28 protein-coding genes are annotated in these 24,782 nt (G+C 50.7%); 20 read left to right on the top strand and 8 right to left on the bottom strand.

Annotated features, from left to right (window positions below):
* The first annotated feature begins 8 nt into the window (after positions 1-8).
* On the top strand, positions 9-461 hold the full coding sequence (locus tag DFQ01_RS19905; protein WP_110045660.1) for a hypothetical protein: 453 nt from the start codon (positions 9-11) through the stop codon (positions 459-461).
* Positions 462-641: 180 nt separating this feature from the next.
* Here DFQ01_RS19905 and DFQ01_RS19900 read toward each other — a convergent pair whose 3' ends face one another.
* From DFQ01_RS19900 to DFQ01_RS19890, 3 genes are all read right to left on the bottom strand, one after another.
* Positions 642-1,472: a carbohydrate ABC transporter permease gene (locus tag DFQ01_RS19900; RefSeq protein ID WP_110045659.1), complete on the bottom strand. Its 831-nt coding sequence runs from the start codon at positions 1,470-1,472 to the stop codon at positions 642-644.
* The gene (locus DFQ01_RS19895) at positions 1,472-2,347 is read right to left on the bottom strand and encodes a carbohydrate ABC transporter permease (protein ID WP_174812442.1); all 876 of its coding nucleotides are present in this window, start codon (positions 2,345-2,347) and stop codon (positions 1,472-1,474) included. The genes DFQ01_RS19900 and DFQ01_RS19895 overlap by 1 nt, the downstream gene beginning before the upstream one ends.
* Before the next feature lie 109 nt (positions 2,348-2,456).
* Complete coding sequence (locus DFQ01_RS19890; RefSeq protein WP_110045658.1) at positions 2,457-3,773, bottom strand: ABC transporter substrate-binding protein; 1,317 nt, start codon at positions 3,771-3,773, stop codon at positions 2,457-2,459.
* Positions 3,774-4,042: 269 nt separating this feature from the next.
* Here DFQ01_RS19890 and DFQ01_RS19885 point away from each other — a divergent pair, with 269 nt between their 5' ends.
* The 5 genes from DFQ01_RS19885 (at position 4,043) to mobB (ending at position 10,002) form a co-directional block, all read left to right on the top strand.
* A complete protein-coding gene (locus tag DFQ01_RS19885) occupies positions 4,043-5,704 on the top strand; it encodes a sensor histidine kinase (protein ID WP_342770004.1) in 1,662 nt (553 codons plus the stop codon).
* Positions 5,705-5,873: 169 nt separating this feature from the next.
* Complete coding sequence (locus DFQ01_RS19880) at positions 5,874-7,376, top strand: response regulator transcription factor (RefSeq protein WP_110045657.1); 1,503 nt, start codon at positions 5,874-5,876, stop codon at positions 7,374-7,376.
* Between the two features lie 202 nt (positions 7,377-7,578).
* A complete protein-coding gene (gene mobA, locus DFQ01_RS19875; protein WP_174812441.1) occupies positions 7,579-8,262 on the top strand; it encodes a molybdenum cofactor guanylyltransferase in 684 nt (227 codons plus the stop codon).
* The gene (locus DFQ01_RS19870) at positions 8,240-9,523 is read left to right on the top strand and encodes a molybdopterin molybdotransferase MoeA (protein WP_245946800.1); all 1,284 of its coding nucleotides are present in this window, start codon (positions 8,240-8,242) and stop codon (positions 9,521-9,523) included. The genes mobA and DFQ01_RS19870 overlap by 23 nt, the downstream gene beginning before the upstream one ends.
* Positions 9,520-10,002 carry a molybdopterin-guanine dinucleotide biosynthesis protein B gene (gene mobB, locus DFQ01_RS19865; protein WP_110045655.1) on the top strand — a complete coding sequence of 161 codons (483 nt, stop codon included), beginning with the start codon at positions 9,520-9,522 and terminating at the stop codon, positions 10,000-10,002. Before DFQ01_RS19870 ends, mobB begins: the two co-directional genes overlap by 4 nt.
* Here mobB and DFQ01_RS19860 read toward each other — a convergent pair.
* The 4 genes from DFQ01_RS19860 to DFQ01_RS19845 all read right to left on the bottom strand — a co-directional run bounded on the left by DFQ01_RS19860 (position 9,992) and on the right by DFQ01_RS19845 (position 13,839).
* A complete protein-coding gene (locus tag DFQ01_RS19860) occupies positions 9,992-10,591 on the bottom strand; it encodes a ferric reductase-like transmembrane domain-containing protein (RefSeq protein WP_110045654.1) in 600 nt (199 codons plus the stop codon). The genes mobB and DFQ01_RS19860 overlap by 11 nt on opposite strands.
* Positions 10,592-10,646: 55 nt before the next feature.
* Positions 10,647-11,492 carry a COG4705 family protein gene (locus DFQ01_RS19855; RefSeq protein ID WP_110045653.1) on the bottom strand — a complete coding sequence of 282 codons (846 nt, stop codon included), beginning with the start codon at positions 11,490-11,492 and terminating at the stop codon, positions 10,647-10,649.
* A 278-nt stretch (positions 11,493-11,770) separates the two neighbouring features.
* Entirely contained in the window at positions 11,771-12,979 is a 1,209-nt protein-coding gene (gene chrA, locus DFQ01_RS19850; RefSeq protein WP_245946799.1) for a chromate efflux transporter, read from the bottom strand.
* A gap of 41 nt (positions 12,980-13,020) precedes the next feature.
* On the bottom strand, positions 13,021-13,839 hold the full coding sequence (locus DFQ01_RS19845; RefSeq protein ID WP_110045652.1) for an SPL family radical SAM protein: 819 nt from the start codon (positions 13,837-13,839) through the stop codon (positions 13,021-13,023).
* Positions 13,840-14,320: 481 nt separating this feature from the next.
* Between DFQ01_RS19845 and DFQ01_RS19840 the strand changes: the two genes are divergently transcribed.
* The 7 genes from DFQ01_RS19840 to DFQ01_RS19810 all read left to right on the top strand — a co-directional run bounded on the left by DFQ01_RS19840 (position 14,321) and on the right by DFQ01_RS19810 (position 19,016).
* Positions 14,321-14,779, top strand: a complete 459-nt coding sequence (locus tag DFQ01_RS19840) for a GNAT family N-acetyltransferase (RefSeq protein WP_245946798.1) — start codon at positions 14,321-14,323, stop codon at positions 14,777-14,779.
* 232 nt (positions 14,780-15,011) lie between these two features.
* Positions 15,012-15,566: a GNAT family N-acetyltransferase gene (locus DFQ01_RS19835; RefSeq protein ID WP_110045651.1), complete on the top strand. Its 555-nt coding sequence runs from the start codon at positions 15,012-15,014 to the stop codon at positions 15,564-15,566.
* Between the two features lie 21 nt (positions 15,567-15,587).
* On the top strand, positions 15,588-16,451 hold the full coding sequence (locus DFQ01_RS19830; RefSeq protein WP_174812440.1) for a phosphotransferase family protein: 864 nt from the start codon (positions 15,588-15,590) through the stop codon (positions 16,449-16,451).
* A 96-nt stretch (positions 16,452-16,547) separates the two neighbouring features.
* Entirely contained in the window at positions 16,548-17,153 is a 606-nt protein-coding gene (locus DFQ01_RS19825) for a hypothetical protein (RefSeq protein ID WP_110045649.1), read from the top strand.
* 5 nt (positions 17,154-17,158) lie between these two features.
* A complete protein-coding gene (locus tag DFQ01_RS19820) occupies positions 17,159-17,782 on the top strand; it encodes a hypothetical protein (protein WP_110045648.1) in 624 nt (207 codons plus the stop codon).
* Positions 17,779-18,570 carry a lipid II flippase Amj family protein gene (locus DFQ01_RS19815; RefSeq protein WP_110045647.1) on the top strand — a complete coding sequence of 264 codons (792 nt, stop codon included), beginning with the start codon at positions 17,779-17,781 and terminating at the stop codon, positions 18,568-18,570. Before DFQ01_RS19820 ends, DFQ01_RS19815 begins: the two co-directional genes overlap by 4 nt.
* A 47-nt stretch (positions 18,571-18,617) precedes the next feature.
* Complete coding sequence (locus tag DFQ01_RS19810) at positions 18,618-19,016, top strand: hypothetical protein (protein WP_110045646.1); 399 nt, start codon at positions 18,618-18,620, stop codon at positions 19,014-19,016.
* A 230-nt stretch (positions 19,017-19,246) separates the two neighbouring features.
* On the opposite strand, the gene DFQ01_RS19805 is transcribed toward DFQ01_RS19810, so the two are convergent.
* Positions 19,247-20,131 carry a DMT family transporter gene (locus tag DFQ01_RS19805; protein WP_110045645.1) on the bottom strand — a complete coding sequence of 295 codons (885 nt, stop codon included), beginning with the start codon at positions 20,129-20,131 and terminating at the stop codon, positions 19,247-19,249.
* Positions 20,132-20,289: 158 nt separating this feature from the next.
* On the opposite strand from DFQ01_RS19805, the gene hisA reads away from it, so the two are divergent.
* The 7 genes from hisA to spoVAE all read left to right on the top strand — a co-directional run bounded on the left by hisA (position 20,290) and on the right by spoVAE (position 24,748).
* Entirely contained in the window at positions 20,290-21,048 is a 759-nt protein-coding gene (hisA, locus tag DFQ01_RS19800; protein WP_110045644.1) for a phosphoribosylformimino-5-aminoimidazole carboxamide ribotide isomerase, read from the top strand.
* A gap of 124 nt (positions 21,049-21,172) precedes the next feature.
* On the top strand, positions 21,173-21,643 hold the full coding sequence (locus DFQ01_RS19795) for an arsenate reductase/protein-tyrosine-phosphatase family protein (protein ID WP_110045643.1): 471 nt from the start codon (positions 21,173-21,175) through the stop codon (positions 21,641-21,643).
* 14 nt (positions 21,644-21,657) lie between these two features.
* Positions 21,658-21,945, top strand: a complete 288-nt coding sequence (locus DFQ01_RS31185) for a hypothetical protein (RefSeq protein ID WP_174812439.1) — start codon at positions 21,658-21,660, stop codon at positions 21,943-21,945.
* Entirely contained in the window at positions 21,875-22,051 is a 177-nt protein-coding gene (locus DFQ01_RS32225) for an N-acetyltransferase (protein WP_174812438.1), read from the top strand. The genes DFQ01_RS31185 and DFQ01_RS32225 overlap by 71 nt, the downstream gene beginning before the upstream one ends.
* Before the next feature lie 834 nt (positions 22,052-22,885).
* On the top strand, positions 22,886-23,380 hold the full coding sequence (gene spoVAC / locus DFQ01_RS19785; RefSeq protein WP_110045641.1) for a stage V sporulation protein AC: 495 nt from the start codon (positions 22,886-22,888) through the stop codon (positions 23,378-23,380).
* 1 nt (position 23,381) lies between these two features.
* The gene (spoVAD, locus tag DFQ01_RS19780) at positions 23,382-24,395 is read left to right on the top strand and encodes a stage V sporulation protein AD (RefSeq protein ID WP_110045640.1); all 1,014 of its coding nucleotides are present in this window, start codon (positions 23,382-23,384) and stop codon (positions 24,393-24,395) included.
* Positions 24,396-24,397: 2 nt separating this feature from the next.
* Positions 24,398-24,748 carry a stage V sporulation protein AE gene (gene spoVAE / locus DFQ01_RS19775; protein WP_110045639.1) on the top strand — a complete coding sequence of 117 codons (351 nt, stop codon included), beginning with the start codon at positions 24,398-24,400 and terminating at the stop codon, positions 24,746-24,748.
* The last annotated feature ends 34 nt before the right edge of the window (positions 24,749-24,782 follow it).

The raw sequence follows: 24,782 nt of genomic DNA, 5'->3' as shown, positions 1-24,782 counted from the left end.
ATTAGCATATGAGTAACGCAATGGGTGCGGATCGTGTATTGTTGTCGCAATGGGAGGCTCTGCTGCTCGAATCGCTTCGGTCCTTGGGCTGGTCGGATGAACGACTGCTGAGGGACGTTCGTGAAGGCGAACTTCCGGTCGATACGAGCATGTACGAGTTCAAATATGAAGAGCTTCGCGCATTCGCGACTGCTGAGCCTGTAACGTTCGAGCGTGCAGTAATCGAGGGCTATCGCATCAAGTACAACACGCTTCGCGGCATTCGCAGCTCGATCGCTGTCGCTTACGGTCTTGAGCCAGAGCTGACGTTCGAAGCAGGCGAAGAGTCCGTAACGGCGGCATTGACGCCAGAGCAATATGAGCGTCTCGTATCCGTGCTGTCGTACGGCTGGATAGTATCGGAAGTGACGAAAGACGCAGACGGTCTGACTAATCTGTATCGGATCGAACCAATTCGATAGACAGGATAGGCAACACTGCTAACGAAGAAAACGAAGAGCCTCTAATCGCCTCATCAGGTGATTAGAGGTTCTTGTTTGCTTTATTGCGGCAATGAAACGAAACAAAAAAAGAGCCATCCCTTAAGTCACCTTCGATGACTTGTCGGGACGGCTCTTTTGCATGCAACTGCAGCTTCAGGCTTAACCTTTGACCGCGCCGGCCGTGAGGCCGCTGACGATATACTTCTGGCCCAGCAAATAAAGAATGAGGACCGGAATCGACGTCATGACGAGGTCGGCAAAAATCAGGTTCCAGTCACGGCTGTATTTGCCGTAGAAGTTATAGATGGAAAGCGGCATCGTCCATGTCTTGCTGTCCGTAAGGAAGTACAGCGGAATCGTGATGTCGTTCCATACCGACATGAATACCATGATCGCTACCGTTGCGTTAACCGGAACGATGAGCGGCGTAATGATACGGAAGAACACGCCCAGCAGGCTTGCGCCTTCAAGGAACGCAACCTCGTCCAGCGCTTTCGGTACGGATTTGATAAAGCCGCTGTACAGGAAAATACTAAACGCCGTATTCAACGAGGCGTAAATCAAGATAACGCTCGTTACGCTGCCGTAGAAGCCCAGCCATTGCACAACGCGGATCGTTGTGATCGTGGACATCGGAGCGATTAGGCCCATGAAGAAGAACAGGTACAGGAAACTCGAGAACTTGCTCTCGCGGCGCGCCAGAATAAAAGCGGCTGCGGAAGACGTGAAGATGTTCAAGATGGCCGATACGCCGGTAATGACCATACCGTTCAGGAACGCGCGGGCAAGGCCGCCCTCCTTGAATACGGTCACGTAGTTGGAGAACATCCATTTGTCCGGGAAACGGATTTGGAATTTGGACACTTCAGCGCTTGTCATAAAGGAGCCGAAAATCATAAGCAATAGCGGTATGATAATGCCGAGACAAGCAATGAGCAGCACAATTTCAACGATGTAGTTACGAAGCGCCAGTTTGCGGGAAAAGCTCATTATTCGGTAACCTCCTTACGACGCATGAAGATCAGCAATGGAATGGCAATCAGAGTAACGATGATGAACAGCAGCGTGTTGATCGCCGTACCAAGGCCCCAGTTGCCTTCGCCAAACGCGCGGAGAATGATTGTGCCGACAACCTGCGAGGAGTTGCCTGGTCCGCCGCTCGTCAGAACGAATACTTCGGAGAATACCTTCAAACCGCCGATAAGCGTAAGCATCAAGTTAATGTTAAGTGCCGGCAGCAATAGCGGAACCGTAATGTTCGTAAAGCTTTTCCAAGCACCGGCGCCGTCAATCATTGCCGCCTCATAATAATCTTTGGAGATGGATTGCAAGCCCGCCAAATAAATCGCCATTTGGAAACCTGCCGACTGCCAGATGGCAACCAAAGCAACCGTCCAGATCACGAGATCCGGGTTCGTGAGCCAAGCTTGGCTCAGGAAGTGAAGACCAATGGCGTCAAAAAACTTGTTGACCATGCCTTCCGTGCGAAGCATCGGCGTAAAGATAATGGAAATTACGAGTACGCTCAAAATGGAAGGTGAATAAAAAATAGCGCGCAAGAAATTGCGGGATTTCAGCCGCATATTTAAAGCGATGGCCAGCAAGAGGCCGATCACGTTTTTTCCGACAACGGTCGCTATCGCAAAAATAAGCGTGTTTTTCATTGCAAGGAGCAAGGTATCGTCCGTAAAGATTTTGTGGAAGTTGTCAAAGCCGATAAAATGGACGCCGATTCGATCCAAGCGCCAGTCCGTAAAGGAATAGAACAAGCCGATAATGGCTGGTGCAACAAAAAATATCGTATAAATAAGTAGCGCTGGCCAAACGAGGTAATAGCCATACATGCTCTTGGAGCGTTTTATCATCTTCCATCCCACCAAGACTGTGTATTTTGTTTTTCTCTATCTGATGCTTGTGTAATAGAGCGGCCGCCGTTTGGGACAGCGGCCGCGGCATTGCTTAATTGCTTCTAGCTTAGAATCCTGCTTCGCCTTTGTCTTTCATCAGCTCGGCAAATTTGTCGCCCCAAGTTTGGAGCACTTTCTCGGACGTTTTGCTGCCCGTGAACTGGTCTTGCAGGCTTCTGTAAAGCTCGCTGCGGTCAACCAGCATGTAAGCATCCATCGTCATGGCTGTTTTCTTAGGTGTGATGTAGTTGTCCAAAATCTCTTGCTTGTAAGCTGGAAGTTCAGGAGTCGTTACGTCGCTGAAGTTGGAAACGTAACCTTGAGCGTCCACGATTTTTTGAGCAGTTTCTTTTTGCGCGATGAAGTTCAGGAATTGTTCTGCTTCTTCTTTATGTTTGGCTTGTTTAGGAATAAACAGCTGGCCGCCAAGCGGGCTAGCGCCAAGGTAAGCGTCGCCGTTGTTGTCCGAAGGGTACGCGAACAGGCCAAGGTTCATGTTAGGATCTTGTTGCTGCACGGATTCGATCAGCCAGTCGCCCATGAACATCATTGCCACTTTCTTGTCGAGGAATTGGCCCGCTGCCATGTCATAGCTGTCGCTGAGTACGTCCGTATTGGTGTAGCCTTTTTTGTAAAGGTCGTATTGCTGGTCGAGGATCGTCTGGAACGCAGGAACATCCGTCCATTTTTTCTTGTTCGCGTTCAGCTCGTCGAACAGGGTAGGTTCGTTTTTAGCCACGTATTCGCCGAATGCGGCGCCAGGCATTACGTTAGCTGCCCAGTTGTCTTTGAATGGCATAAAGATTGGCGTGTAACCTGCCGCTTTGATTTTTTCGCAAGCCGCGAGGAACTCGTCGTATGTTTTCGGAACTTCTAGGCCAAGCTCATTGAAGATGTCTTTGTTATATACAACACCTTGCATACCGGTATCTTGGCTGACATGGAAGCTGTATACATGGCCGTATGCGGACAGCACGTCTTTGTTCAGAAGGCGGCTGACCCAAGGCTGGTCATCCAGAATTTCGAAGTTGCGCTCAAGGTTAAGGTCTGTCGTAGCGCTTGCCAGGTTGTATTGCAGGATGTCAGGCGTTTCGTTAACTGCCAGCTTTGTTTGCAGAACCGTAGACGTTTGTTCTGCAGGAAGAAGCTGCAGGTTAACTTTGATGTTGGTTTGTTTTTCGAACTCGTCCAGCAGGTCTTGTTGTACGAATGCGGAATCCTGCGAGCTTTTGGACAATGCCAGCTCGATCGTGACTTTTTTGCCAGTGCTGCCGCTATCGCCGCTTTCCGAACTGGAGCTGCTGCTGCTGCCGCATGCTGCGAGCGATACGGAAAGCACCACAGCGAGTGCGCCGGTTGTTAGCTTACGTGTTGTTTGCTTCATTTTGTTCTCCCCTCTTGTTGCCCTTTGTTGTATCTTCGACTGAATCCGTTTACAATCCAATTGTAGATTTTTATCGCTAGGAGGTACATGTTTGACCTTTACCTTTGTTGTGTAAAATTCTGAACTAACATAGGATCGGAGGACTATCATCCTTGAAAGGCTTCATGAAGAAAGCAAACCTTTTACCTATGCAGGCCAGTCTTCAAACGAAAGTATTCCTTATGTTTTTGATTTTGCTTTTGTTTGTGCTGTGCTGTTTTTTGGCTTACGTGAATTGGCAAGTCATCCGGCCGCTTAAGGAAACCAACGAGAACGAAAAGCTGCTCACGGCAGCCAAAATCAGCAGACAGCTGGACCAATACATTAATAATCAGAACCAGCTGTCGCAGCGCGTATTGTCCAACCAGCAAATTCACGCAGCTTTAACCGCAGGTTACCATTCGACGGATTCCGCGGCAGGCCTTAGCCAGAACCGCATTCTGAAAGAGATGATGTTCGAAGCGATCGGTCCAAGCGTGGACATCCGTGATATGATTATTTATGATCTCGACGGCAAAGCAGTCGCTTCCTATATTGGCTATTCGACGAATCCGTCGCTGCTTGAACCCAGCCTCAAAGACAAGCTGGACAGTAACGAATACATGTTATACCGACAGCCTAACGGCATTTCAGCATTCGATAGAGCTATTATCAATCAGAATGGCCAGATCTACGGGTACCTATCCATTCAGCTGGACCAATCCGAACTGCAGCTGTCGACGGAGGATATCGCGGTCGGGGACGTATATGTACTGGATTCTGACCGTCAAATTATTTCCAGCTCGCCTAACGCAAAAGGGCAGTCGGAGCTTTCTTTTCTGAAGAAAGAGGACGACGATAGCAGCGGCATGTATTTGGACGGCGATTCCAATTACATCGCTTATGACACTTCAGACAATACCGGCTGGACTACCTATGTCGTTACGCCTAAGAAAGCCGTTCTGGGGTCGGTTAATTCGGTGCAATATTTGTCGATATTGCTCATTACGCTGCTGATGCTGTTCTCCTTCGTCTATATTTATTTCAGCACGCGCAATCTGCTGCTGCCGATACGAAAGCTGCGCAGCCAAATTTCCCGGATCAGTTACAGCAACCTGAACGTCAAAGTGGACAATCAGTCGCACAACAACGAGCTGATGGCCTTAAGCGAATCGTTCCAGGAACTGCTTAACCGCCTCCAACAATCGATCGAAAGCGAAAAACTCGCGCTTCAGGAAGAAATGAAGGCGAGAAATTCGGCTTTGCAAGCGCAGATCGCGCCGCATTTTATCCATAACGTGTTGTATCTGATCAGCATTGCCTCGCAAGAGGGCAAAAACAAAGCGGTGTCGGATATGTGCAAACATCTGTCCGATTCCTTACGTTATATCGTCTCTTCTCCGTATCAGCATGTCAGCCTGGCGGAAGAGCTGGAGCATACCCGGAATTACTTGTCGCTCGTCCAGCAAAACTACGAAAGCGATCTCGAATGGGAAATTATTGCGGACGATGCCGCAAACCATATAGAGCTCCCGAGGCTCGTCATCCAGCCGTTTGTCGAGAACTGCATCGAGCACGCCTTCGACAATACCGATCCGCCTTGGCGCATTCAAATCCGGGTGCAGTTGTACAACGGCATTTGGGCGATCGAAATTAGCGACAACGGCGAAGGCATAGCCCCGGACAAAATCAACGAAATTATGGATAACATATCGAATTCCGAGGCCAGAGAGCATGAGCTCCATATGCCTTCAAGCTTCGGAAATATGGGCGTCGTCAACACGGTCAATCGGTTGAAATTGATGTACAAAAACCGGCTGTTTTTCAATTTGTACAATAATGTTGGAGAGGAAAAGGGCGCTACCGTGCAAATTATCGCCTCGCTCACCCAAGATTTCGAAGACCGCTTTTGATCACGAAGCAATACAAGGAGTGTATTCGGCATCGAATCCTGAATGAATCAGAGACTTCCGGTTCTCACGTAGCAGATCACTGCGCTCCGATCCTCATTCCCTGCTTCCTTCAGCCTTCTCGGCGCTGAAAACCGGTTTTTTTGCACATAAACGAAAAGGAGGCGAGAATATGTTTACCGCCTTGATCGCCGAAGACAGCAAGCCGATATTGCGCAACATCAAGACGCTTCTGGAGTCGTCGGAGCTGCCGGTTCAGATAGCCGCAACCGCCTATAACGGCGAAGAAGCGCTTCATTATATCAAACAGCATCCCGTAGATATTTTGCTTACCGATATCCGGATGCCAAAGTTGGACGGGCTAGGGCTCATCGAGCAAGCCAAGCAGCTGTATCCGGCGCTGAAGGTCGTGCTAATCAGCAGCTACAGCGATTTCGAATATACGCGAAAAGCGATTAATTTGCAGGTATTCGATTATTTGTTGAAGCCCGTCGATCGGAACCAGCTGGTGGATGTGATGTCGCGAGTTATCGATTCGCTCGCTCAGCGGCTTGAAGTCGGTCTGGAGCCTTTGAAAGGAATCGTAGCCTCCCGTTTCTTGGCCGATTTGCGGCTTGGCCCCGCGTTTTTCGAGCAGTCCGTTTCGATGTTTCTGATGAGCAAGCAGCCTTTTGTACCGGATACCGGTAATTGGCAGACTGAAACGCTGCAAACCGAGCTTGAGCAAGCATGTAAGCCGCATAACTGCTGGCTGTTCCCTGCCAAAGATTCCGACCGGTACATCGTGATCGTGCAATCGGCCGTACAAGAACGTGTAGATTCGACTGTAGCGTGGATGGAGTCCGTCGAACAGCGATTGCTTGGCATTGGGATTGAGATCGCGATGGCAGGCAACTTCCAAGCTGCCGATCTGGGCCAGCTGCAAGCGCAATACGACAAGCTGAAGTATCTGCTGGACGAAGAGATTCTGCTCGATAAAGCGGTTCTGCTCGATACGGCTTACCGCATTCCTGAGCAGCAACAGAACGAAGCGTTAATCAAACCGTTTACAGACATGATTGAACAGCGTCAGCCGCAGCCGTTCCATATGAAGCTTGGCGAGCAGCTGCGCAAATCGTACAGCGAGCATGCAAGGTATGTGGACTTAGAACGGCTGGTCGCGGCCATAGCCGATGCGTTCGTCTACAACCTGCCGGACAACGGCCCGGAAGAACGCCTTGCTGCGGCAGCGGCAGTGAAGGAAATGCTGCAATCGGACAGCTATTCCGCGTTTTGCGATAAGCTGCTGGACTGGTGCGCCCGAAACTTCGAGCTGCTCCATTCGCGCAACCGAAAAAGCGGCGAAGAGCTGTTCGAGCAAATGGACAGCTACGTCAAGCTCCATAAGTCATCGCAGCTGTCTATTAACGACCTGGCGGCTAAATTCCATGTCAGCCCTTCTTACATCAGTCGCATTATCAAGCGATTTACGAATACGACGTTCGTGCAATATTATATGGATCTTAAAATCGAAGAGGCGTGCAAGCAGCTGCAAGCCAAGCCGGACCTTAAGATAAAAGAGTTGGCAGACGCGCTGTCCTTTAGCGACCAGCATTATTTCTCTCGTGTATTCAAAGATCATACGGGATTCAGCCCAAGCGAATATAAAGAGAAGTACCGTCCCGCTGCAGAGTAGGCGGCAGCAATAAACAAAGGAGATGTCTTTCTGTCATCGCGGATGACTGGGGCACCTCCTTTTTATATGGTTACTTTTCAGCCATTGTCTGCATTTTACTCCGATCTGTGTATTAAAAAGTGATCAATTTCATTGAGTCCAATCGCTGAATGCTCCATAATGGAAGTATAATGTTAGACTAAGTGACATGGAGGGATGGTTTATGCTGGACGTTGCGAATCCGCTGCCATGTGAAGAGAAGGTCAGTCTGTCTGGCGTCATTCTGGCAGGCGGTCAAAGCCGCCGGATGGGAGGGTCTCCGAAGGCGCTGCTTACGGTTCAACATGAGAAAATGGTGCAGCGTCAAATGCGCATCTTGAAGCAGCTGTGCTCAGAGGTTATTCTGGTTACGAACGAACCAAAGACCTATCTCCCGTTCGTCGATTCGGATGTACGAATCATTACTGATTATTACGCCGGACAAGGTCCATTGGCTGGCATGCATGCCGGTTTGTCGCTGGCGCGACATGAGGATGTATGGATTGTCGGCTGTGACATGCCATATCTGTCGACACAAGCGGCGATGCTGATGCTTGGCCGTAAACGCGAACGAGGCAGCGACGCTGTGGTCCCGTCAATCGAGGGTAAGATTCACCCGCTGCATGGCATTTATGATAAACGGTGTGTGGATCGGATCTCATCGATGTTAAACCAAGATCAGCGGAGAGTGAACGCTTTCTTGGAACGTATCGCTTTTGAATCCATCCATGAATGGACGTTTGAGCGATTGGGCATCGACACCCGATTCGTCTTCAACATGAATACGCCTGAACAATATGAACAGCTGTTGAGCATGGAGAAACAAACGGAAGAAGGTAGTGGAGTTGGATGCAGCGATCGATCGTAACATGAATAAATATCATCGCAAAGCGATGACTGTAGAAGCAGCTAGAGAATTGCTCCAAAGCCGCGTCCGTCCCGTTGAACCGACTGAAGTTGAGCTTGCAGAAGCGATTGGCCGCAGGCTAGCGGCACCGATTCGTACCGTAGAGCCGATTCCGCATTTTCGGCGGTCTGGCATGGACGGCTATGCCATACGGACGGCTGATATCGCGCATGCAAGTGCGGCACTTCCGATCGAACTTGAAATCATTGAACATATTCCATGCGGCAAGGAGCCGCTTTATAGCATAACAGAGGGTAAGGCTGCAAGGATCATGACAGGCGGCATGGTGCCTGATGGTGCTGATGCTGTCATCATGCAGGAGATGACGGAGGCAGTGGAACACAATGGCCGAAGTATCGTTCGCATACAGAAAAAGATAGCACCCGGCCTCAATATTACGCCGATCGGTGAAGAGGCTGGTGAAGGGACGCTTGTGATCGAGGCGGGGGAGAAGCTTGGAGCGGGCCATACGGCTATTCTTGCGGCGCTAGGATATAACCGCGTTCCGGTTTATCGCAAACCGAAGGTGGCGGTGCTATCGACCGGCACCGAGCTGCTGCGGCTAACCGACCCTCTGCAAATGGGGAAAATCCGCAACAGCAACGCTTATATGCTGATGGCTCAAATCATCGCTGCTGGCGCTCAACCGCTGCTCGTCGGTCAAATCCCTGATGATTATCCAAAAGCGGAGCGAATGCTGTATGATCTGCTGGCGTCAGATGCCGACCTGATCGTAACCTCGGGCGGCGTTTCGGTTGGCGACTATGATAGTATGGCGGACTTCTTCCTACGGTGGGAAGGGACAACGCTTTTTAACAAAATCGCAATGCGACCTGGCAGTCCAACGACGGCGGGCGCTTGGAAGGATAAGCTGCTGTTCGGACTGTCCGGTAATCCGTCGGCTTGCTTCGTCGGCTTCGAGTTGTTCGTCCGTCCCGTTATCCAGCAGCTGCAAGGAGCTGTGGTGGATACTGCAAAAACGGTAACATGCCTTCTTGCGGCCGACTACGAGAAAGTGAATGCTTATACCCGCTATGTTCGCGGTCAATGGTACAGCAGCGGCGGCAATCATTATGCCAAGCCAGTCGGAAGAGACAAGTCGAGTACGATCCTATCGCTGAAGGATGCTAATTGCCTCATTGTTATTCCGCCGACGAAGACCGGTATTGTATCGGGTGAAATCGTGCAAATTATTCCGTTGGACGGAGCGCTGATTGTATGACATCGATTATTCAAATTGTTGGTTATAAGAACTCGGGCAAAACAACGCTGACAGCGCATCTGGTTGGTGCTTTGACACAAGCGGGATGCAAGGTTGGCACGATCAAGCATGATGGCCATCGATTCGATATCGACCAAGAAGGGACGGATACATGGCGGCATCGTGAGGCAGGGGCAAGCATGACGGCGATTACGTCCAGCGAACGAACGGTCGTTATGGAGGAGAAATCCTCCGAGCTGGATGCTATTATTCGCCGCATGCTTGCGATGGATGCCATTATCGTTGAAGGGTTTAAAGAAGCTGATTATCCGAAGGTTGTCATGATACGTTCAGCCGAAGACGTAGAACTTGTCCATCGGCTTCGGCAGGTAATTGCGGTTGTTACTTGGGCACCCGCGCTTTCGTTCCCTGTTCCGACATTTTCGATTCATCAGACCGATCAGCTCGTTGCGTGGTTAATGCCAACGCTTAGTCGTTGATAGGTTTTCCCGCACGCCGGGCAAAGCTCTCCATCACACGGACCAAAACGCCGATTGCGATCGTGAGGACCGCCGCAAGCAGCATCGAGCCTCCTGCGTGAATGAAGCCGATCGGTACCCAGGCGATACCAAGTAACCGGTGAACGGAGCGCATCCATTTGTTGCGGATACGTGGAATGAATACGCCATAACCAACGATTGCAAGCAGAATCGCAAAGCTAGCGATGCCGGACCATATTTTATGATCATCAGACCGTGTCAGGAGCAAATATACGCCATGTGCAGCACCGAACGCCAATGCTGCCCATCCAAGCCATTGATGAAGCCGATGAAGCTTCTTGCCGACGGATTGAACGAAGCGCGAAGGCGACTTCCGATTTTTCTTAAACCACAGCCAAGAGAAGGCGAGTGCGGCGACATATAGCGCGACTGTTCCTAATGTAGTGAATAGCTTCCCGCCTTCCTCGCCTTTTCCGCGAAAGTCAGGTCGATTATGAGGCATATCCAGGCTGAAATAGTAAGCCAATAAAACCAGAGCAGCCCCGATTGTTATAATGGCTGGAATCCAGACTTTTTGTTTGCTGCTCATAGGATGACATCTCCTTTGGTGCTGCGCGTTAGCCGTTCATAGGTGCAGATGGCTGTTATGATGCCACTTCTGCCGATGGAATGCTCCGCTTAGGTGCCGCGTACTGAATAATGATGCAGATGACAAGGACCGCTAGCAGGACACCAGAAGCAATTTGTGTGCCGTTCTCGAGTCCAAGTCCTCCTTTATCTTGCGGTTTAATTAAGTAATCCCCGAAGGTAGCTCCGAACGGACGCGTTAGTACAAAGGCAACCCAGAACAGGACGACTCGATTAATCGCCGTGAACCAGTACGCCAGAAGGACAAGGACAATCAAGCCACCTGTCAGCATGGCGCCTTGTGCGATTGTAAGTCCCAATCCTTGCTCAAGGAAGCTCCCACCTCCAGCAAGCTTTCCTACTCCTTCTTCTTTATGAGACAAGAAGTCACCGGCGGCGGTGCCTAATGTATTCGATACAAGAATAGCAATCCAGTACAGCACCTCGACTCGTTTGGTCTCAATATGCTTGACATTAAGCGTTGGCTCCGTAAAGTACCAGAACAGGAATATAACGATGAGCAGCCCTACCAGGAGAGCAGAACCCTTCATATAGCCAAGTCCTAGGGAACGATCCATATAATCGGAGAAGGCTGTGCCAGCAAGGCTTGTAGACGTAATGACAACCCAGTAGACGGGCGGGATATACGTTTTTACAAACAATTGAATACCTAAGAAAACGATGAATATGCCGATGAAAAATAAGAACGGAATTAAATAGTTATCTTCCGAACCAGGGACCGTAAATAAGTCGCTGCCTGTTTCGCCTAGCGTTGTTGCCGCTATCTTCATAATCCAGAAGAGCAGCGTGAGCTGTGGAATTTTGTTGATCGATGAACGGATCAGTTTGTTCGTCGAATCCATGTTAGACATGCTCCTTTCTCATTGTAAGTTAAATAGATCTTTCATATAGAGGCTTGCTCATTGGCCTGTCATCACCTCATTCAATGGACTATCTTTCATGCGATGGGTTAATACTAGCGGCAATTAATTAACGATTTATTAAATCTTTATTATCATTTCAGAAAGGGGAGCGAACGTCCTGCGGGTGTCCAGAGGGCAGAGCCCTTGGGGACCTCCCCTACAAGGGGAGGGTTTGGGTGGGGTGTATGTTCCCTGAGGGGGGAAGAAAAGGGGGAGTTTCATAACGGTTGAATTAGCATTCCGCCAATTGCACCAGCCACTATAATGCTCCAGATCGGAAGCTTCCAATACGTCAGCATCGTGAACAGCACTAATGCAAGTGCGAACTCACGAGCTCCTGTAATGGCTGTCACCCAAATCGGATCATAGAAGGCTGCGAGCAGAATGCCGACAACCGCTGCATTGATCCCCGCAACGGCGCCTCTGAAGCGCGCATGATGGAGCAGCGTTTGCCAGAATGGCATTGCGCCGACGACGAGCAGGTAAGCTGGCAGGAAAATCGCGATCGTCGCGACGATTGCCCCGACAACACCGCTGTCGACGGCTCCCAAGTAGGAGGCGAAAGTAAACAAAGGTCCTGGCACGGCTTGCGCTGCGCCGTAACCGGCCAAGAAATCACCGCTGCTTATCCAGCCGGTTGGCACAACTTCACGTTCCAGCAGCGGCAGCACGACATGTCCGCCGCCGAATACGAGTGCTCCCGATCGATAGAAGCTGTCCATGAGCGCAATATAATGGTTAGAGGTCACTGCACGGATGATCGGCAGCAAGGCGAGAAGAAGCACAAATAGGATCAAACTTAATGTACTCGTACGCCGACTAGTCAACATGTTCAAGGCTGACGCTTCGGCGGCTTCATCTTTTCGGAATACGAAATATCCAACGATAGCGGCTCCCGCAATAAGGAGGAGCTGACTGCCTGCCGTTGGCCAGAGCAGCGTGACAGAAGCGGCGGCAGCGGCAACTGTTGCACGACTGCGATCAGACGCCAGCTTCATTCCCATACTATGTATAGCTTGTGCGACGATAGCGACGGCTACAATTTTCAAACCATGAATCCAGCCGTAACTGTCAATGGGGAGCCCGTGGAGCAGCAGCGCGAGCAGCATAAGTACGATAGCCGAAGGCAGGGTGAATCCGATCCAGGCGGCAATTCCGCCTAATAGTCCGGCGCGCATCGTCCCGATGCCAATCCCGACCTGACTGCTTGCAGGCCCTGGAAGCAGCTGACAGAGTGCCACGAGATCCGCGTAGCCGCGCTCGTCGAGCCATCCTCTGCGCTTTATATATTCGGAGTGGAAATAACCTAGATGAGCAATTGGCCCGCCGAACGAGGTTAGGCCAAGCTTAAGCGACGCTCGAAAAATTTCGAGGATGGCGCTTTTCGTCTTTCCCTTCGTAATCTCTACAGGAACATCAGGCAGCAAGCGCAGACCAACCTCTCTTTCGTATGAGGATATAACTTTCCTTATGGCTCGAATCCTTGTTGACTGACGAAGAGCTCATTTTCGGTAAAATAACGTTTCATCCGTTCCTGCATCAGCTCCAGCGCCTGCGCTCCGTACCATTGCTTCAGTCCGTTTGATTGGTACAATGCCTCGATTCCGAGTCTACGCGTTCGTGTGCCTCCGCTGCCATCGCCCAGCTCGTAGTTGTCGAGGACGACCCGATTCACAAGCTCACGGAGGGCAGCTGCAAACGGCTCGCCGCTTGGCAGAATCGGTGCAACAGCGGCTTGCGTCGGGATGCCGGCTTCAGCCAGCTCGCGAAGTGCGCGAAGACGAGCTTGAATCGGCGGCGCTTCGGGAGAGAACAGCTTGCGGATCTCGTCGCGATCGGTTTCGACCGTCATGCTGACACGCACGCGGCTTCCTAGCTGCTGCAGCACGTCGATATCCCGTGTTACAAGCGGACTGCGAGTCTGAACGAGCAGGAAGTCTGGCGGATCTGCAGCCATGACCTCGAGCAGCGAGCGCGTAACCTGTTCTTTATATTCGACGGGCTGATAAGGATCGGTGCTGGACGACATAAAGATCGTCACAGGCCCTTTCGTTTTGGCTCGACGCAGCTCCTTCTGAAGGAGGGAGGCGGCGTCCTGCTTCACATCCACCCACGTTCCCCAATCCTCCTTGCGGAAGACGGACACCGGCATTTGACGCACGTAGCAGTAGGAGCATCCGAATGCGCAGCCCGTATACGGATTGAGGGAATGGCTGTAGCCCGACAGAAAACCTGTCCCTTTGTTTAGCAGCGTACGAGGGGATGAATATGCAATTGATTTTGCCACACTAGATCACCTTATTCTTCAGCATTAGATCCTTGGCGTTCCAGCTCCTGCAGGGCAATCTTCATATCCAGACCACCTTACTTTCATCGTTTGTTACCTCCATGATGAACGTTTATGTTATAAACGAAATAGGCTATTCGGTGAGTAGCTGCAAATCGATGGATGAAGCAAGGCCGACATTACACTTTGTTAAGGCGAACTGGAATGTGAACGACCCTGCAGGCTATATGCTTACATTACTACAAAGGTATCCCGATGCCTAATGTGTTTAATGTGGATTTGTCGTAAATAATGACCAGTGCCGGCCCAATCTTAATCGAACAACCCCGAAAAAGCACGAGTTTTCCGAATAGTGTGATAGGTCTTGCCGTTAGGCCGCGAGAAGTGTATATTGTACAATAATTAAGAACGGAATTGTCGGTTTGTCGGTTCTAAGTCTTAAGAGCATAGAGAGAACAGAGAGAACAGGAGGCGGTACGAAGTGACAGAGGCGAAGAAAGAAGTCCGCCGGGCATACATTCATGACGCAGAGGACTTGGCTCGGCTCAATGAGGTATTCAATGGTGTAGTTATGACGCCGGAAGAAGTGCGCGACAGTCTGCTCCGTTCGAATGAGCTAGTCGCCATTGCAGTGCTGAATGGAAACACGGTCGGCTACGCATGCGCGCAATATTTTGAATCGTTTTGTTATCACGAGAAGCATGGTTATTTGACCGAAATGTTCATAGAGGAATCAGCGCGAGGCCGTGGTCTTGCAACGATGCTGATGGCACATATTGAAGATGAGCTTCGAACAAGAGGCGTTTCAGAGGTCAGCGTATTGACAGGGGCAGATAATGAGATTGCGATCAAAGCCTACGAGCGGTTCCAATACGTACGACAAGCGGATGCTGTCTTGCAAAAGACCCTGCCTGGCAAATCATCCAAGCCGAGCGAATAAGGAGTTAGTATGGACACAAGCTGCTTAATAGATGCTGACCCTCTCCCCCGATCTACCCCACATTGCCGTTTGTACAGCAGGAAATAGGTGCTGAAACATTTCCGCTGTACAAACGGCAATGCTGTATCTTCCCTTCCTAAGTGACAATCCCCTTACCGAAGCTCGCCTGTTATTTTCATTCGTCTGGGAATATGATACATTTAATAGACAAATTTGATAGAGGGGGGAGCCAATGCCGCATTTAATTGGTGACACCATCATTCTTCGTGAATATCGAAGAGAAGACGTAGTTGGCATGCGGGAATGGTGCAACGACCCCGAAATCACCCAATATTTGTCCGACGCTTTCTTATATCCACACACCCTTAACGGGACAGAGAACTACCTGAACACCATGCTGGAAGGCGATACGGAGCAAAAAGGTTTCGTCATCGCCGATAGGATGACTGAGCTTTATATCGGTCAAATTGACCTGTTTCGCATCGACTGGAAAAATCGATACGCCGAGATGGGCATGGTGATTGGCAGCGCGGAGCTGCACAATCAAGGCATCGGTTCCGCAGCCATCCGGCTGCTGCAGCAATTCGTCTTCGAGGAGCTGAACTTGAACCGGCTTGAGCTCGAGGTTCATGATTTCAATGCGCGGGCGATTCGCTGCTATACGAAATGCGGCTTCCGAGAGGAAGGACGGCTGCGAAGCAGACATTTCTCACGCGGCAAGTATTCGGATATTATCCTTATGGCGATTATGCAGGAGGAGTACTTGGCTTCGCGTTCGGACGTATAGATAGGGATGGGGAGACAGCATATGATGAGTCCGATTAGTTCGACGAATTGGGTTTGTTCCACACAGCAATTAGAAGAGCTTGCTGCGCGCGAGCAAGAGATTCTTATAGAGCCGATGGCTTCCGGGTTAGAGGCAGAAGTGATGAAGCTTCAGCTGGATCAGAAGGCATATGTATATAAGGTGTGGAATAGGGACTCGAAGCCGGATGTGAATCGTCAGTTTTTGCTGCTTCAAGCGCTGATCAACAGCGGCGTTCAAGTTTCGGTTCCATATGGATCGGGTGTTGATCCAGATGGGAATGCAGCGCTCTTGATGAGCCATGACGGTATGCCGCCGGAAAAGGTGAATAAACAGATGTTGACCGAGCTGGCCGGACGGCTTGTTGAGCTGCACCAAATGACACTTGATGGCATTTCCCCGGAGCTTTTGCCCACCAATGATTTTATCGAATATTTCTTCCCGAATATTGAAGCGCATAGCGATCTTCATGATCGTCTGCTTCAATTGATTAACCGAGTCGGTTATCGGCATGAGAGAATCATCCATGGCGATTACAATCTGGGGAACGTCGTATTCAACAACAACGGAACATGTACGATTATCGATTGGACCAACGGTCAGCTGGGCGATTCGCGATACGATTATGCGTGGTCAGCAGCGTTGATGCGTATTTTTGTCGGCGACCGATACAAGACTGTTTTCCGAAATGCCTACTTGGCCTCTTTTCCGATGGAACCGCAAGAAGAGCAGACTTTCGAGGCAATGTCCATGATCCGTTATCTATTATTGAACCGACAGGTCGGACTGATTCGGCAATCCACAACGAAAAGCAAAGTGAAACGCATACTAGCAGGCAATCCGGATTTGGCTGGACTATATTTGTAGCAGCGAGGCGATTGCAGCATCCAAGACGACGTCAGGACGACCTCGTCTTTTTTTATCTCGAACAACGGTATGAAGCGGGAGGGAGCCTACTCTTTTATGGGATCGAGAATGATGCATTATGCGATTTCGACGTTACTGAATGAAGCAACAGGCATACGGGATGATCAGCTGTTGATTGGTGGGCTTGCGCCGGATGTACATAAACATATGAACGAACCGAAGGCGAAGTCGCATTTTGCCAAAGTGACTGCAGAGGGCGGCTGGTATACGGATTATGAGGCGTTTGGGGCCAAATATTTCAAGACGAGCACCACACCGTTCCATCTTGGTTACTACTATCACCTTATCTCCGATCAGATTTGGCTGGAGCGCATCTACAATAAACAGATCAAATGGCTGCCGCAGCCGGAGAAGAAACAAGCCCAAGCCGCGTACTATCGTGATTTTTGGCGGTTGAATGGCAAATTGATCGATCATTACGGCTTGAGACTGCTTCCGTTGGTGCCTCAGCTGGCTGAGATTGAGGAGATCGACTGCCGGTTTCTGCAAGGGATATTGAACGATTTAACGGTTGATTTCATGCATCAAGCTGAAGTGAAGGATGAGCCGCTGGAATTGCTAGACTGGAATGAAGTGGTTCGTGTGCTGGATCACACTGTACAATTCTGCTTGAACCATGCTGCCAAGTCGAACGGGGGGTGATGAATATGTTCAGTCTAACCAGACGCCAACAGGCGATGCTGGGTGATTTGCAGGTGTTCTATCATGTGTTCTTTCGCTGGGGCAGGCCGAAGGAAAATCGTGAAGAGCACGTTTTTACTTATCATCGACGAAGCATGTATGTATTTCTTTTTCTCGCTATCCTTCATGAACAAGTGCTTGAAATGGTTGCCTTTCATTATCTGTTCGTGCAGAAGCTCCCCGCAACGATTCTTACCTGCACCCATGTGATTCATCTCTACACCATCTTGTACATGATCGGCGACTATAATTTGGTCCGAAGAGGCCGCGTAAGGCTGGAGGACAGGCAAATTACGATTAACGTCGGGCTCCGTCAATCCATCCAATTCAACCTAGATCAAATTCGAGATATACGGCTTGTGGGCGGCGTTCATAAGTTTGAGACGTCTTCCTCTACTATGCGAGTGGCAGCGACACCAAGATGGTTTCGTTCGATGATTGGCGTAGAAGATACAATTACTTGCGAAATCGTGCTAGATCAGCCTGTTGATCGAATCGGCCTGCTGGGGACGAAGAAGCGGGTCAGCCATATTCAGCTCTCGCTTGATGATCCGTCGTCGTTCGCGCAGGCGGTCCAACAGGCGCTATGATTGAGAAGCTGATCTTTGTATTCGTTTTGACGATGGTCATCCATACGTCAGAGACGTTGTCGTACGCGATTCGGTTCGCAGGTGTAAAGCTGAACAAAATCGCAGTGGCCTTGTCGTTGACTGGTATCATTGTTCTCGTTTCACGGACCGCCAATCTGCTGCAAGCACCGTTGACGGCGAAGTTCGTCGATTTTGCAAGAGCACATCCGAACTTTCCTCTCATCCAATATATGCGCATCATCCTGCTGGCATCGTCGGTTGGTACGCTCATCGCCATTGCGCTGTTCCCCACCTTCGTCAGCGTATTCGGCCGAATCATTGCGAAGCTTGAAGTGGCGGGCTCGATCCCGAAGCTGATCTCGAGCGTAACGGTCGGACAACTGAAGAATACGAAGTATTATTTGCGTAAGCCGACATTCTCGCTCTACTATTTTCGCTATTTGGGCATTCCGTACCGGCTCATTGTCATGAATGTGTTCGTTACTGCGTTCTACACCGTTGGTGTCATGGCATCGTTGTATACGGCGCATCTGCTTCCGGCATTTAGTACAACGGCCTCGCAGGCATCCGGCATTATTAACGGGATTGCAACCATCTTGCTGACAATCTTCATCGACCCGCAGCTTGGTCTTATTACCGATAAGGCACTCCAGCATGAGCAGTACCGCAATCAATTGGGTAAAGTGTACGTTGTGCTGATGACCTCCCGGTTTATGGGGACGATGCTGGGGCAGTTGATTATTATTCCTTCCGCTTATTTTATCGGGATGGTTGTGAAGCTGCTCTAGGATGTAGGTAGGGATGAATGCGAAGAAACGCGAAGGGGTGCATGACGATGCTTAAACGGACGATTGAGCTGTTAGCCGCTCCAATACTGCACGCCGTACTGTGTACAGTATTTCTTATCGCCTTGAGTACAAGCATGAGCAGTTCGGCCATTATTATTTGGCTGCTCGCACTTCTCGTCAGTAACTGCGTCGTGACGGCGTTTACTGCGAATGGCAGATGGTATATGTTCTTCTCTTCGCTTGGCGTGTTCCTTCTTCTGATCTCGCTGCCGATTATTTTCCATATCGGAGCGGATGACAGCGTGACGGAGTTCATGCTGCCGTATCTCGGACTGCCGATTACGATTGGTTCGCTCGTGCTGGGTACGATCCAAGGTATCCTGCTGAGCAGCTTGCTTCGTGAACCGATCGAAAAGGTGAAAAATGCTGCTAATCTAAATTTATAGGGCGATACCCGCCTAAATCGAGAACTCTACCCACCTAAATCCTCCCTGCTAGGGAGGACCCCAGGGGTCTCCCGACCCCTGGACCCCGGAAGGGGATGGTAGAGGGACAGAGGCGTGGGTCAGATGCTTGAGTGCGAGGAGTCGCGTGCCCTATTGGGCAAGCTTTTGGTAGTACGTGTTAAAATGTGTAGGTGAAATGAAACAAGCGCTGCTAAGCAGCGCTTGTTTCATTATTGAGCAACCGTATGGTTTGTGTGTTGGTGAGTAGTTTTGGCGCCTTCACGGTTTACGAGGAAGATGCCGGTGCAGATTAGGGCGCCGCCGATGGCGGTGTACAGATGAAGCTGTTCGCCGAGCATTAGCCAGCTGCAGAGGACGCCGAACAGTGGGGCGAGGAACAAGAAAGAGCTTGTTTTTGCCGCGTCGCCCTGTTTGAGCAGATGATACCAAGTGGTGAATTGGACGATGGAACAAAAAAGCGCAAGTGACAGCACGACAATCACAGAGGTGGAAGTGACAGTGAATACCGGCTTTTCGGCGATAAAGCTTAACGCCAGCAGTACGATGCCGCCACTCAGCATCTGATAAGCAGCCAGCACATTCATGTCAAAGCCGGCTCCCCAGCGCTTGATGAGCAGCGTCGCAGAAGCGAAGCAGACAGCACCTGCAAGGCAGATGAAAGTGCCCGGCGACAAATCGACATGCAAGCCGAAAGTGACGGCAACGCCAAGAAAGCCAACTGCAACGCCAGCCCACTGCCTTAGCCTGTATACGGCGCCTGTCAGCAGCGTGCCTAGCACGATGACGAGCAGCGGATTGACGAACGTCAAGATGGCGGACTCGCTCGATGTAATCCAACGCATGCTGAAATACGCACAGCCCATGACGCCTGTCGTCTGCAGCAAGCCGATTGCGGCGGCCTGCAGCCACTGCTTGCCTCGCGGCTGCTGTCTGCGACGCGTTATCAGTACTAGAAGTACGCCAGCGATCAAATAGCGGAAAGACATGAGCAGGAAAGGCGGCGCGTAGTCGAGTCCGATTTTGCCAATGGGAAATGCAATTCCCATCAGAAAAGTCGTGCCCACGAGCATCGTTATGTATTTGGTTTGGTTCATGGCGAAGCCTCCGTTCGATCAACAACAAATGAGTGATTCCGATTGTAGCGAAATTCTGACGTTCTGTATAGGCTTGTTGTGTCGACCATCCGCTGTGAACATGTTAGGATATAGGGAGCTAGTTTCAAGCAATCAGCACATTCGTGAGGGGAATTATTATGAAATTCAGACCTTGTATTGATATGCACCAGGGTAAAGTAAAACAAATCGTCGGCGAAACGCTGAACACCGATCAAGGCGCAGTCGTCGAAAATTTCGTATCCAGCTATGATTCGGTTCATTATGCTGAATTGTTCCGTAAGGACAAGCTGGTTGGCGGCCATGTCATTATGCTTGGCGGCGGTAACGAAGAGGAAGCGGTTCGCGCGCTTAATGCGTATCCTGGCGGCCTTCAAATCGGCGGCGGCATTCATGCAGGCAATGCGAAGCATTATCTTGAGCAGGGAGCGTCGCATGTTATCGTCACCTCTTATATTTTCCGCGATGGCAAGCTCGACATGGATAATTTGAACGCGATTGTTGCTGAGGTTGGCGTGGATAAGCTTGTCATTGACCTCAGCTGCAAGGAGCGCGACGGCAAATGGTATGTCGTGACGAATCAGTGGAAGCAGTTCAGCGATTTTGAAGTGAATGAGGACAACATTCGTTTCCTTGAGCGGTTTTGTGATGAATTCCTGATCCATGCGGTGGATGTCGAAGGCAAGCAGAGCGGTATCCAGCAAAGCCTTGTCTCATCGCTCGCGCAATGGGTGACGATTCCATGCACGTATGCAGGAGGCGCACGGTCGCTCGAGGATTTGGCATTGTTTAAGGAGCTGTCTGGCGGTAAGCTCGACATTACGATCGGCAGCGCACTCGATATTTACGGCGGCAAGCTGCCGTATGAGCAGGTTGTTGCTTATTGTGACGAGGAATAGAGGGGTTGGAGCTAGAGCGGTTTAGGGAGCGATCTCTGTACTGCTCTTTTTTTTGTTTGAGTGGATGATTTTGGTAAGTGGGATGTGGTAAATTGAGTAGAAATAGAATGGTGGGGGATACGGTATGAACATTTGTTTCGTGTGCACGGACAACTTCACGAGAAGTGTCATTGCGGAGTTTTGTATGCGAGATTACATACGTAAGAACCAAATTGAGGGTGTAAAGGTCTGCTCTGCAGGAATTCGGGCGAACAGCGATGTTTCGACCTATTCGACCTTGCATTTCGATCTAATGAACGAGCTGGGTATCGATACAAGTGAATTTGAACGAACGATGTTCACACCTCGATTTGGGAGTGATCCGTCCTGCGTAATCGGGATGAGCGAATTGCATCGCGAATATATTAAACGGCATTTTGACTACGAGATTGCTTTGTTTAATGAGTTATACAGCGGTCAGTCCACACCGGTCAAGGTTGGAGCGCCAAGCGAGCCTGATTTTCCAGAGCAGATGAAACGACTAATTATTTATATTCAAGCTGCGATTCCAGACGTTCTAGCGGCCGTTCTTCACAGACAACCAAACAGTCTATAGAAGGAGAGAGTTTCATGAGCATTCAAATTCGTGAAGCTGTAATCGATGAATGGGCGGCGGTTCATCGGATTATGTGTGAGGCGTTCGAGGAATATCGCGGGGTGCTGCATCCGCCATCCGGCGCGCTGCGAGAAGAGCTGGAGGACACGATCCGTAAGCTAAGCCCGCGCGGCGGCGCTGTATTGGCGATGCGCTCGAGGCCAAGGCGTCGGGAAGCAGATCGTTCACTACTTGGAGCGGCTCGCTGCAGAGCGCCACATGCCCGAGGTTTGGCTGGAAGTGCGCTTGTCGCTGCCGTCTAACATCCAATTCTACGAGCGACTGGGTTATCATGTCCTGCAAGAATGCCGATACCCGGACGACACCGACGGCTGGTACATTATGGGCAAAAGCATGCTCGTCCGCTAGCTCCGGACAGCAAGACTCGTCTGGCCAACATGGAAGCGATCGCATCGCTTCTGCACGTGGACAATTTCCGCAAATGCCTCCCCTGCATACATTGGTATGTATAGAGGCCCGCCAACGGCGGCGGAAGGAGAGCATTCGCCATGAGCAGACGTACGTTAATGATTATATCGGTCGTGTTATACGTCCTGTTGGCCATATTCTTAATTATCGTCTCCATCTTCGATTAACCTGCAACACCCTTTCAGCCTATTAACCTCGAACCGCATCCTGCGTCGTTCGAGGTTAATAGGCTTTTTGCGCTGTTGTAAGGTTTAGTCATTCCTCCACAATACGCTCCACCCAGTTCGTTAGAAAGCTGACCGTCTTCCACACGCCAACTAACTACAAATAGAGAGGATCCGCAATTCTAAAGCGGATCCGATCCCAAATCCCCGCGGAGCGAGTGAATGTGCACTGCCCCTCATCGCAGCATGCGCAGACGCAGCAGGTGAATTGATCTTGAGCTGCACAAATGTGCGTAGACGTAGTAGGTGAAAGATTCTGGAGTAGCGAAGCGGTCGCCTTTGTGTCCGGATTGTTACCTACTCTGATCTTACATAATCAGAACAATCTGGATACAACAGCGAACGGAGGAACTTTCACCTGCGGAGTCGAAGCTCCCAGCGAATCGAAGAACATTCACCTGCGGAGTCGAAGCCCTCACATTCTGCAATGCTAAATTCCATTTCACTAACCTTGTTCGCCCCTCGAATAACATTCACTCGCGGAGCTCACATAAGTGAGCCAACTTTAACAAATAATGAATCCAACTATGGCGCAAGGGAGATGACCACGTTGTCCACGAGTAGCGCGGGCGAACGCCCTTATAAGAAAATGAGCATGTCCCCAAAGGAATACCAGACTTTTGCCAAGCAGCGCGAGCCTTCACGATCGATTCTGAAGAACTGTGTCAAAGCATTCGTCGTTGGCGGCTTGATCTGTTTACTCGGCGAATTCATCCAACAGCTGTACATCCATCTCGCTGGCATGAAGCCCAAATCGGCAAGCAACCCGACCGTCGCAACGCTAATTTTCATCTCCGTCGTCCTCACCTCTCTTGGCGTCTACGACAAAATCGCCCAATGGGCGGGCGCAGGTACAGCCGTGCCCGTAACCGGGTTCGCCAACTCGATGTGCTCCGCTGCGCTTGAGCATCGCGCCGAAGGTCTCGTGCTTGGTGTCGGGGCGAACATGTTCAAGCTAGCCGGCTCTGTTATCGTCTACGGAACAGTCGCTGCCTTTTTCGTCGGGATCGGGCATTTGATCTTCGGGACGGGAGGGAATCACTGATATGTTGAAAGGTAAGCAGACCTGGTGGTTCGAGAACAAGCCTGTCATTATCGGGGCTGCAACCGTTGTAGGGCCTGATGAGGGGGAAGGGCCGCTGGCATCGGACTTCGATCTCATCCATCCGGAACTGGACATGCAGCAGAAAAGTTGGGAAAAAGCCGAGCGATTGCTGCTTGAGCAGGCGACGGACTTCGCTGTCCATCACGCGGGACTGCAGAAGGACGATATTCAGTTCTATATCGGCGGCGACCTCATGAACCAAATCATCAGCAACAGCTTCGCTGCCCGCTCGCTCGGAGCACCTTACATCGGAATGTTCGGCGCCTGCTCGACGTCTATGGAAACCCTCGCACTGGCTGCTCAATTAATCGATTCCGGTAATGCTCAGCATGCGATGGCAGGTACAGTCAGCCATAACTGCACGGCGGAGAAGCAGTTCCGTTATCCGACGGAGTACGGCTCCCAGAAGCCGCCGACTGCCCAGTACACCGTTACAGGAGCAGGTGCTGCGGTACTGGCTGCAACTGGTGATGGTCCGATCGTCGAATGTGCGACAATTGGCAAAGTAATGGACCTTGGCATCACCGACCCATTCAACATGGGAGCTGCGATGGCGCCAGCTGCTGTCGATACGCTCACGGCACATTTTAATGATACAGGCCGTTCGCCATCTGACTATGATCTGATTGTGACGGGTGATCTAGCCTCTGTCGGGCATCCGATTGCCAAGGAGCTGCTGCTGCGCGATGGCGTACCGATGAACGATACGGTTTTTAACGACTGCGGCTTGATGGTCTTTGACATTAGCAAACAGAAGGTACAAGCCGGTGGCAGTGGGTGCGGCTGCTCTGCCGTCGTCACTTACGGTCATTTGCTGAAGAAACTGAAACACCGTGAGATGAAACGAATTCTCGTCGCTGCTACAGGCGCATTGCTCTCGCCGCTGTCATTCCAGCAAGGGGAATCGATTCCTTGTATCGCACATGCGGTATCGATTGCCGCCAAGGGGGTCTAAATATGCAATTTCTATGGGCATTTCTCGTTGGCGGAGCCATCTGTGTGATCGGTCAGCTCATGTTTGACGTATTCAAGCTGACACCAGCGCATACGATGGCTACCTTGGTTGTTGCTGGTGCTGTGCTGGACGGAATTGGGTTGTATGATCCGCTCGTTGATTTCGCTGGCGCTGGAGCGACCGTGCCGATTACAAGCTTCGGCAACGCCCTTGTTCACGGGGCATTAACCTCGCTTCAGGAAGATGGCTGGATCGGGGTCATCACGGGGATTTTCAAGCTGACGAGTGCCGGTATATCGGCTGCGATTATTTTCTCCTTCCTCGCATCGGTCGTTATTCGGCCGAAAGGCTGAGCGCAACACACAGATGCTGAGGGTTAGACGTACC

Source organism: Paenibacillus cellulosilyticus (genome assembly GCF_003182255.1).
Taxonomy (GTDB): Bacteria; Bacillota; Bacilli; order Paenibacillales; family Paenibacillaceae; genus Paenibacillus_T; species Paenibacillus_T cellulosilyticus.
The sequence above is the reverse complement of the archived record's forward strand: the minus strand, read 5'-3'. Positions and strand labels throughout refer to the sequence as shown.

Bases quoted from the DNA above. Each gene is read 5' to 3' on its own strand.
- DFQ01_RS19810 (WP_110045646.1), top strand. From the start codon at position 18,618: ATGCTTAAACGGACGATTGAGCTGTTAGCCGCTCCAATACTGCACGCC.
- DFQ01_RS19805 (WP_110045645.1), bottom strand. From the start codon at position 20,131: ATGAACCAAACCAAATACATAACGATGCTCGTGGGCACGACTTTTCTG.
- DFQ01_RS19905 (WP_110045660.1), top strand. From the start codon at position 9: ATGAGTAACGCAATGGGTGCGGATCGTGTATTGTTGTCGCAATGGGAG.
- DFQ01_RS19795 (WP_110045643.1), top strand. From the start codon at position 21,173: ATGAACATTTGTTTCGTGTGCACGGACAACTTCACGAGAAGTGTCATT.
- DFQ01_RS19860 (WP_110045654.1), bottom strand. From the start codon at position 10,591: ATGAGCAGCAAACAAAAAGTCTGGATTCCAGCCATTATAACAATCGGG.
- hisA (WP_110045644.1), top strand. From the start codon at position 20,290: ATGAAATTCAGACCTTGTATTGATATGCACCAGGGTAAAGTAAAACAA.
- spoVAD (WP_110045640.1), top strand. From the start codon at position 23,382: ATGTTGAAAGGTAAGCAGACCTGGTGGTTCGAGAACAAGCCTGTCATT.
- DFQ01_RS19855 (WP_110045653.1), bottom strand. From the start codon at position 11,492: ATGGATTCGACGAACAAACTGATCCGTTCATCGATCAACAAAATTCCA.
- DFQ01_RS19835 (WP_110045651.1), top strand. From the start codon at position 15,012: ATGCCGCATTTAATTGGTGACACCATCATTCTTCGTGAATATCGAAGA.
- DFQ01_RS31185 (WP_174812439.1), top strand. From the start codon at position 21,658: ATGAGCATTCAAATTCGTGAAGCTGTAATCGATGAATGGGCGGCGGTT.
- DFQ01_RS19900 (WP_110045659.1), bottom strand. From the start codon at position 1,472: ATGAGCTTTTCCCGCAAACTGGCGCTTCGTAACTACATCGTTGAAATT.
- DFQ01_RS19815 (WP_110045647.1), top strand. From the start codon at position 17,779: ATGATTGAGAAGCTGATCTTTGTATTCGTTTTGACGATGGTCATCCAT.
- DFQ01_RS19830 (WP_174812440.1), top strand. From the start codon at position 15,588: ATGATGAGTCCGATTAGTTCGACGAATTGGGTTTGTTCCACACAGCAA.
- mobA (WP_174812441.1), top strand. From the start codon at position 7,579: ATGCTGGACGTTGCGAATCCGCTGCCATGTGAAGAGAAGGTCAGTCTG.
- DFQ01_RS19825 (WP_110045649.1), top strand. From the start codon at position 16,548: ATGGGATCGAGAATGATGCATTATGCGATTTCGACGTTACTGAATGAA.
- DFQ01_RS19895 (WP_174812442.1), bottom strand. From the start codon at position 2,347: ATGATAAAACGCTCCAAGAGCATGTATGGCTATTACCTCGTTTGGCCA.
- DFQ01_RS19880 (WP_110045657.1), top strand. From the start codon at position 5,874: ATGTTTACCGCCTTGATCGCCGAAGACAGCAAGCCGATATTGCGCAAC.
- spoVAE (WP_110045639.1), top strand. From the start codon at position 24,398: ATGCAATTTCTATGGGCATTTCTCGTTGGCGGAGCCATCTGTGTGATC.
- DFQ01_RS19820 (WP_110045648.1), top strand. From the start codon at position 17,159: ATGTTCAGTCTAACCAGACGCCAACAGGCGATGCTGGGTGATTTGCAG.
- DFQ01_RS19890 (WP_110045658.1), bottom strand. From the start codon at position 3,773: ATGAAGCAAACAACACGTAAGCTAACAACCGGCGCACTCGCTGTGGTG.
- mobB (WP_110045655.1), top strand. From the start codon at position 9,520: ATGACATCGATTATTCAAATTGTTGGTTATAAGAACTCGGGCAAAACA.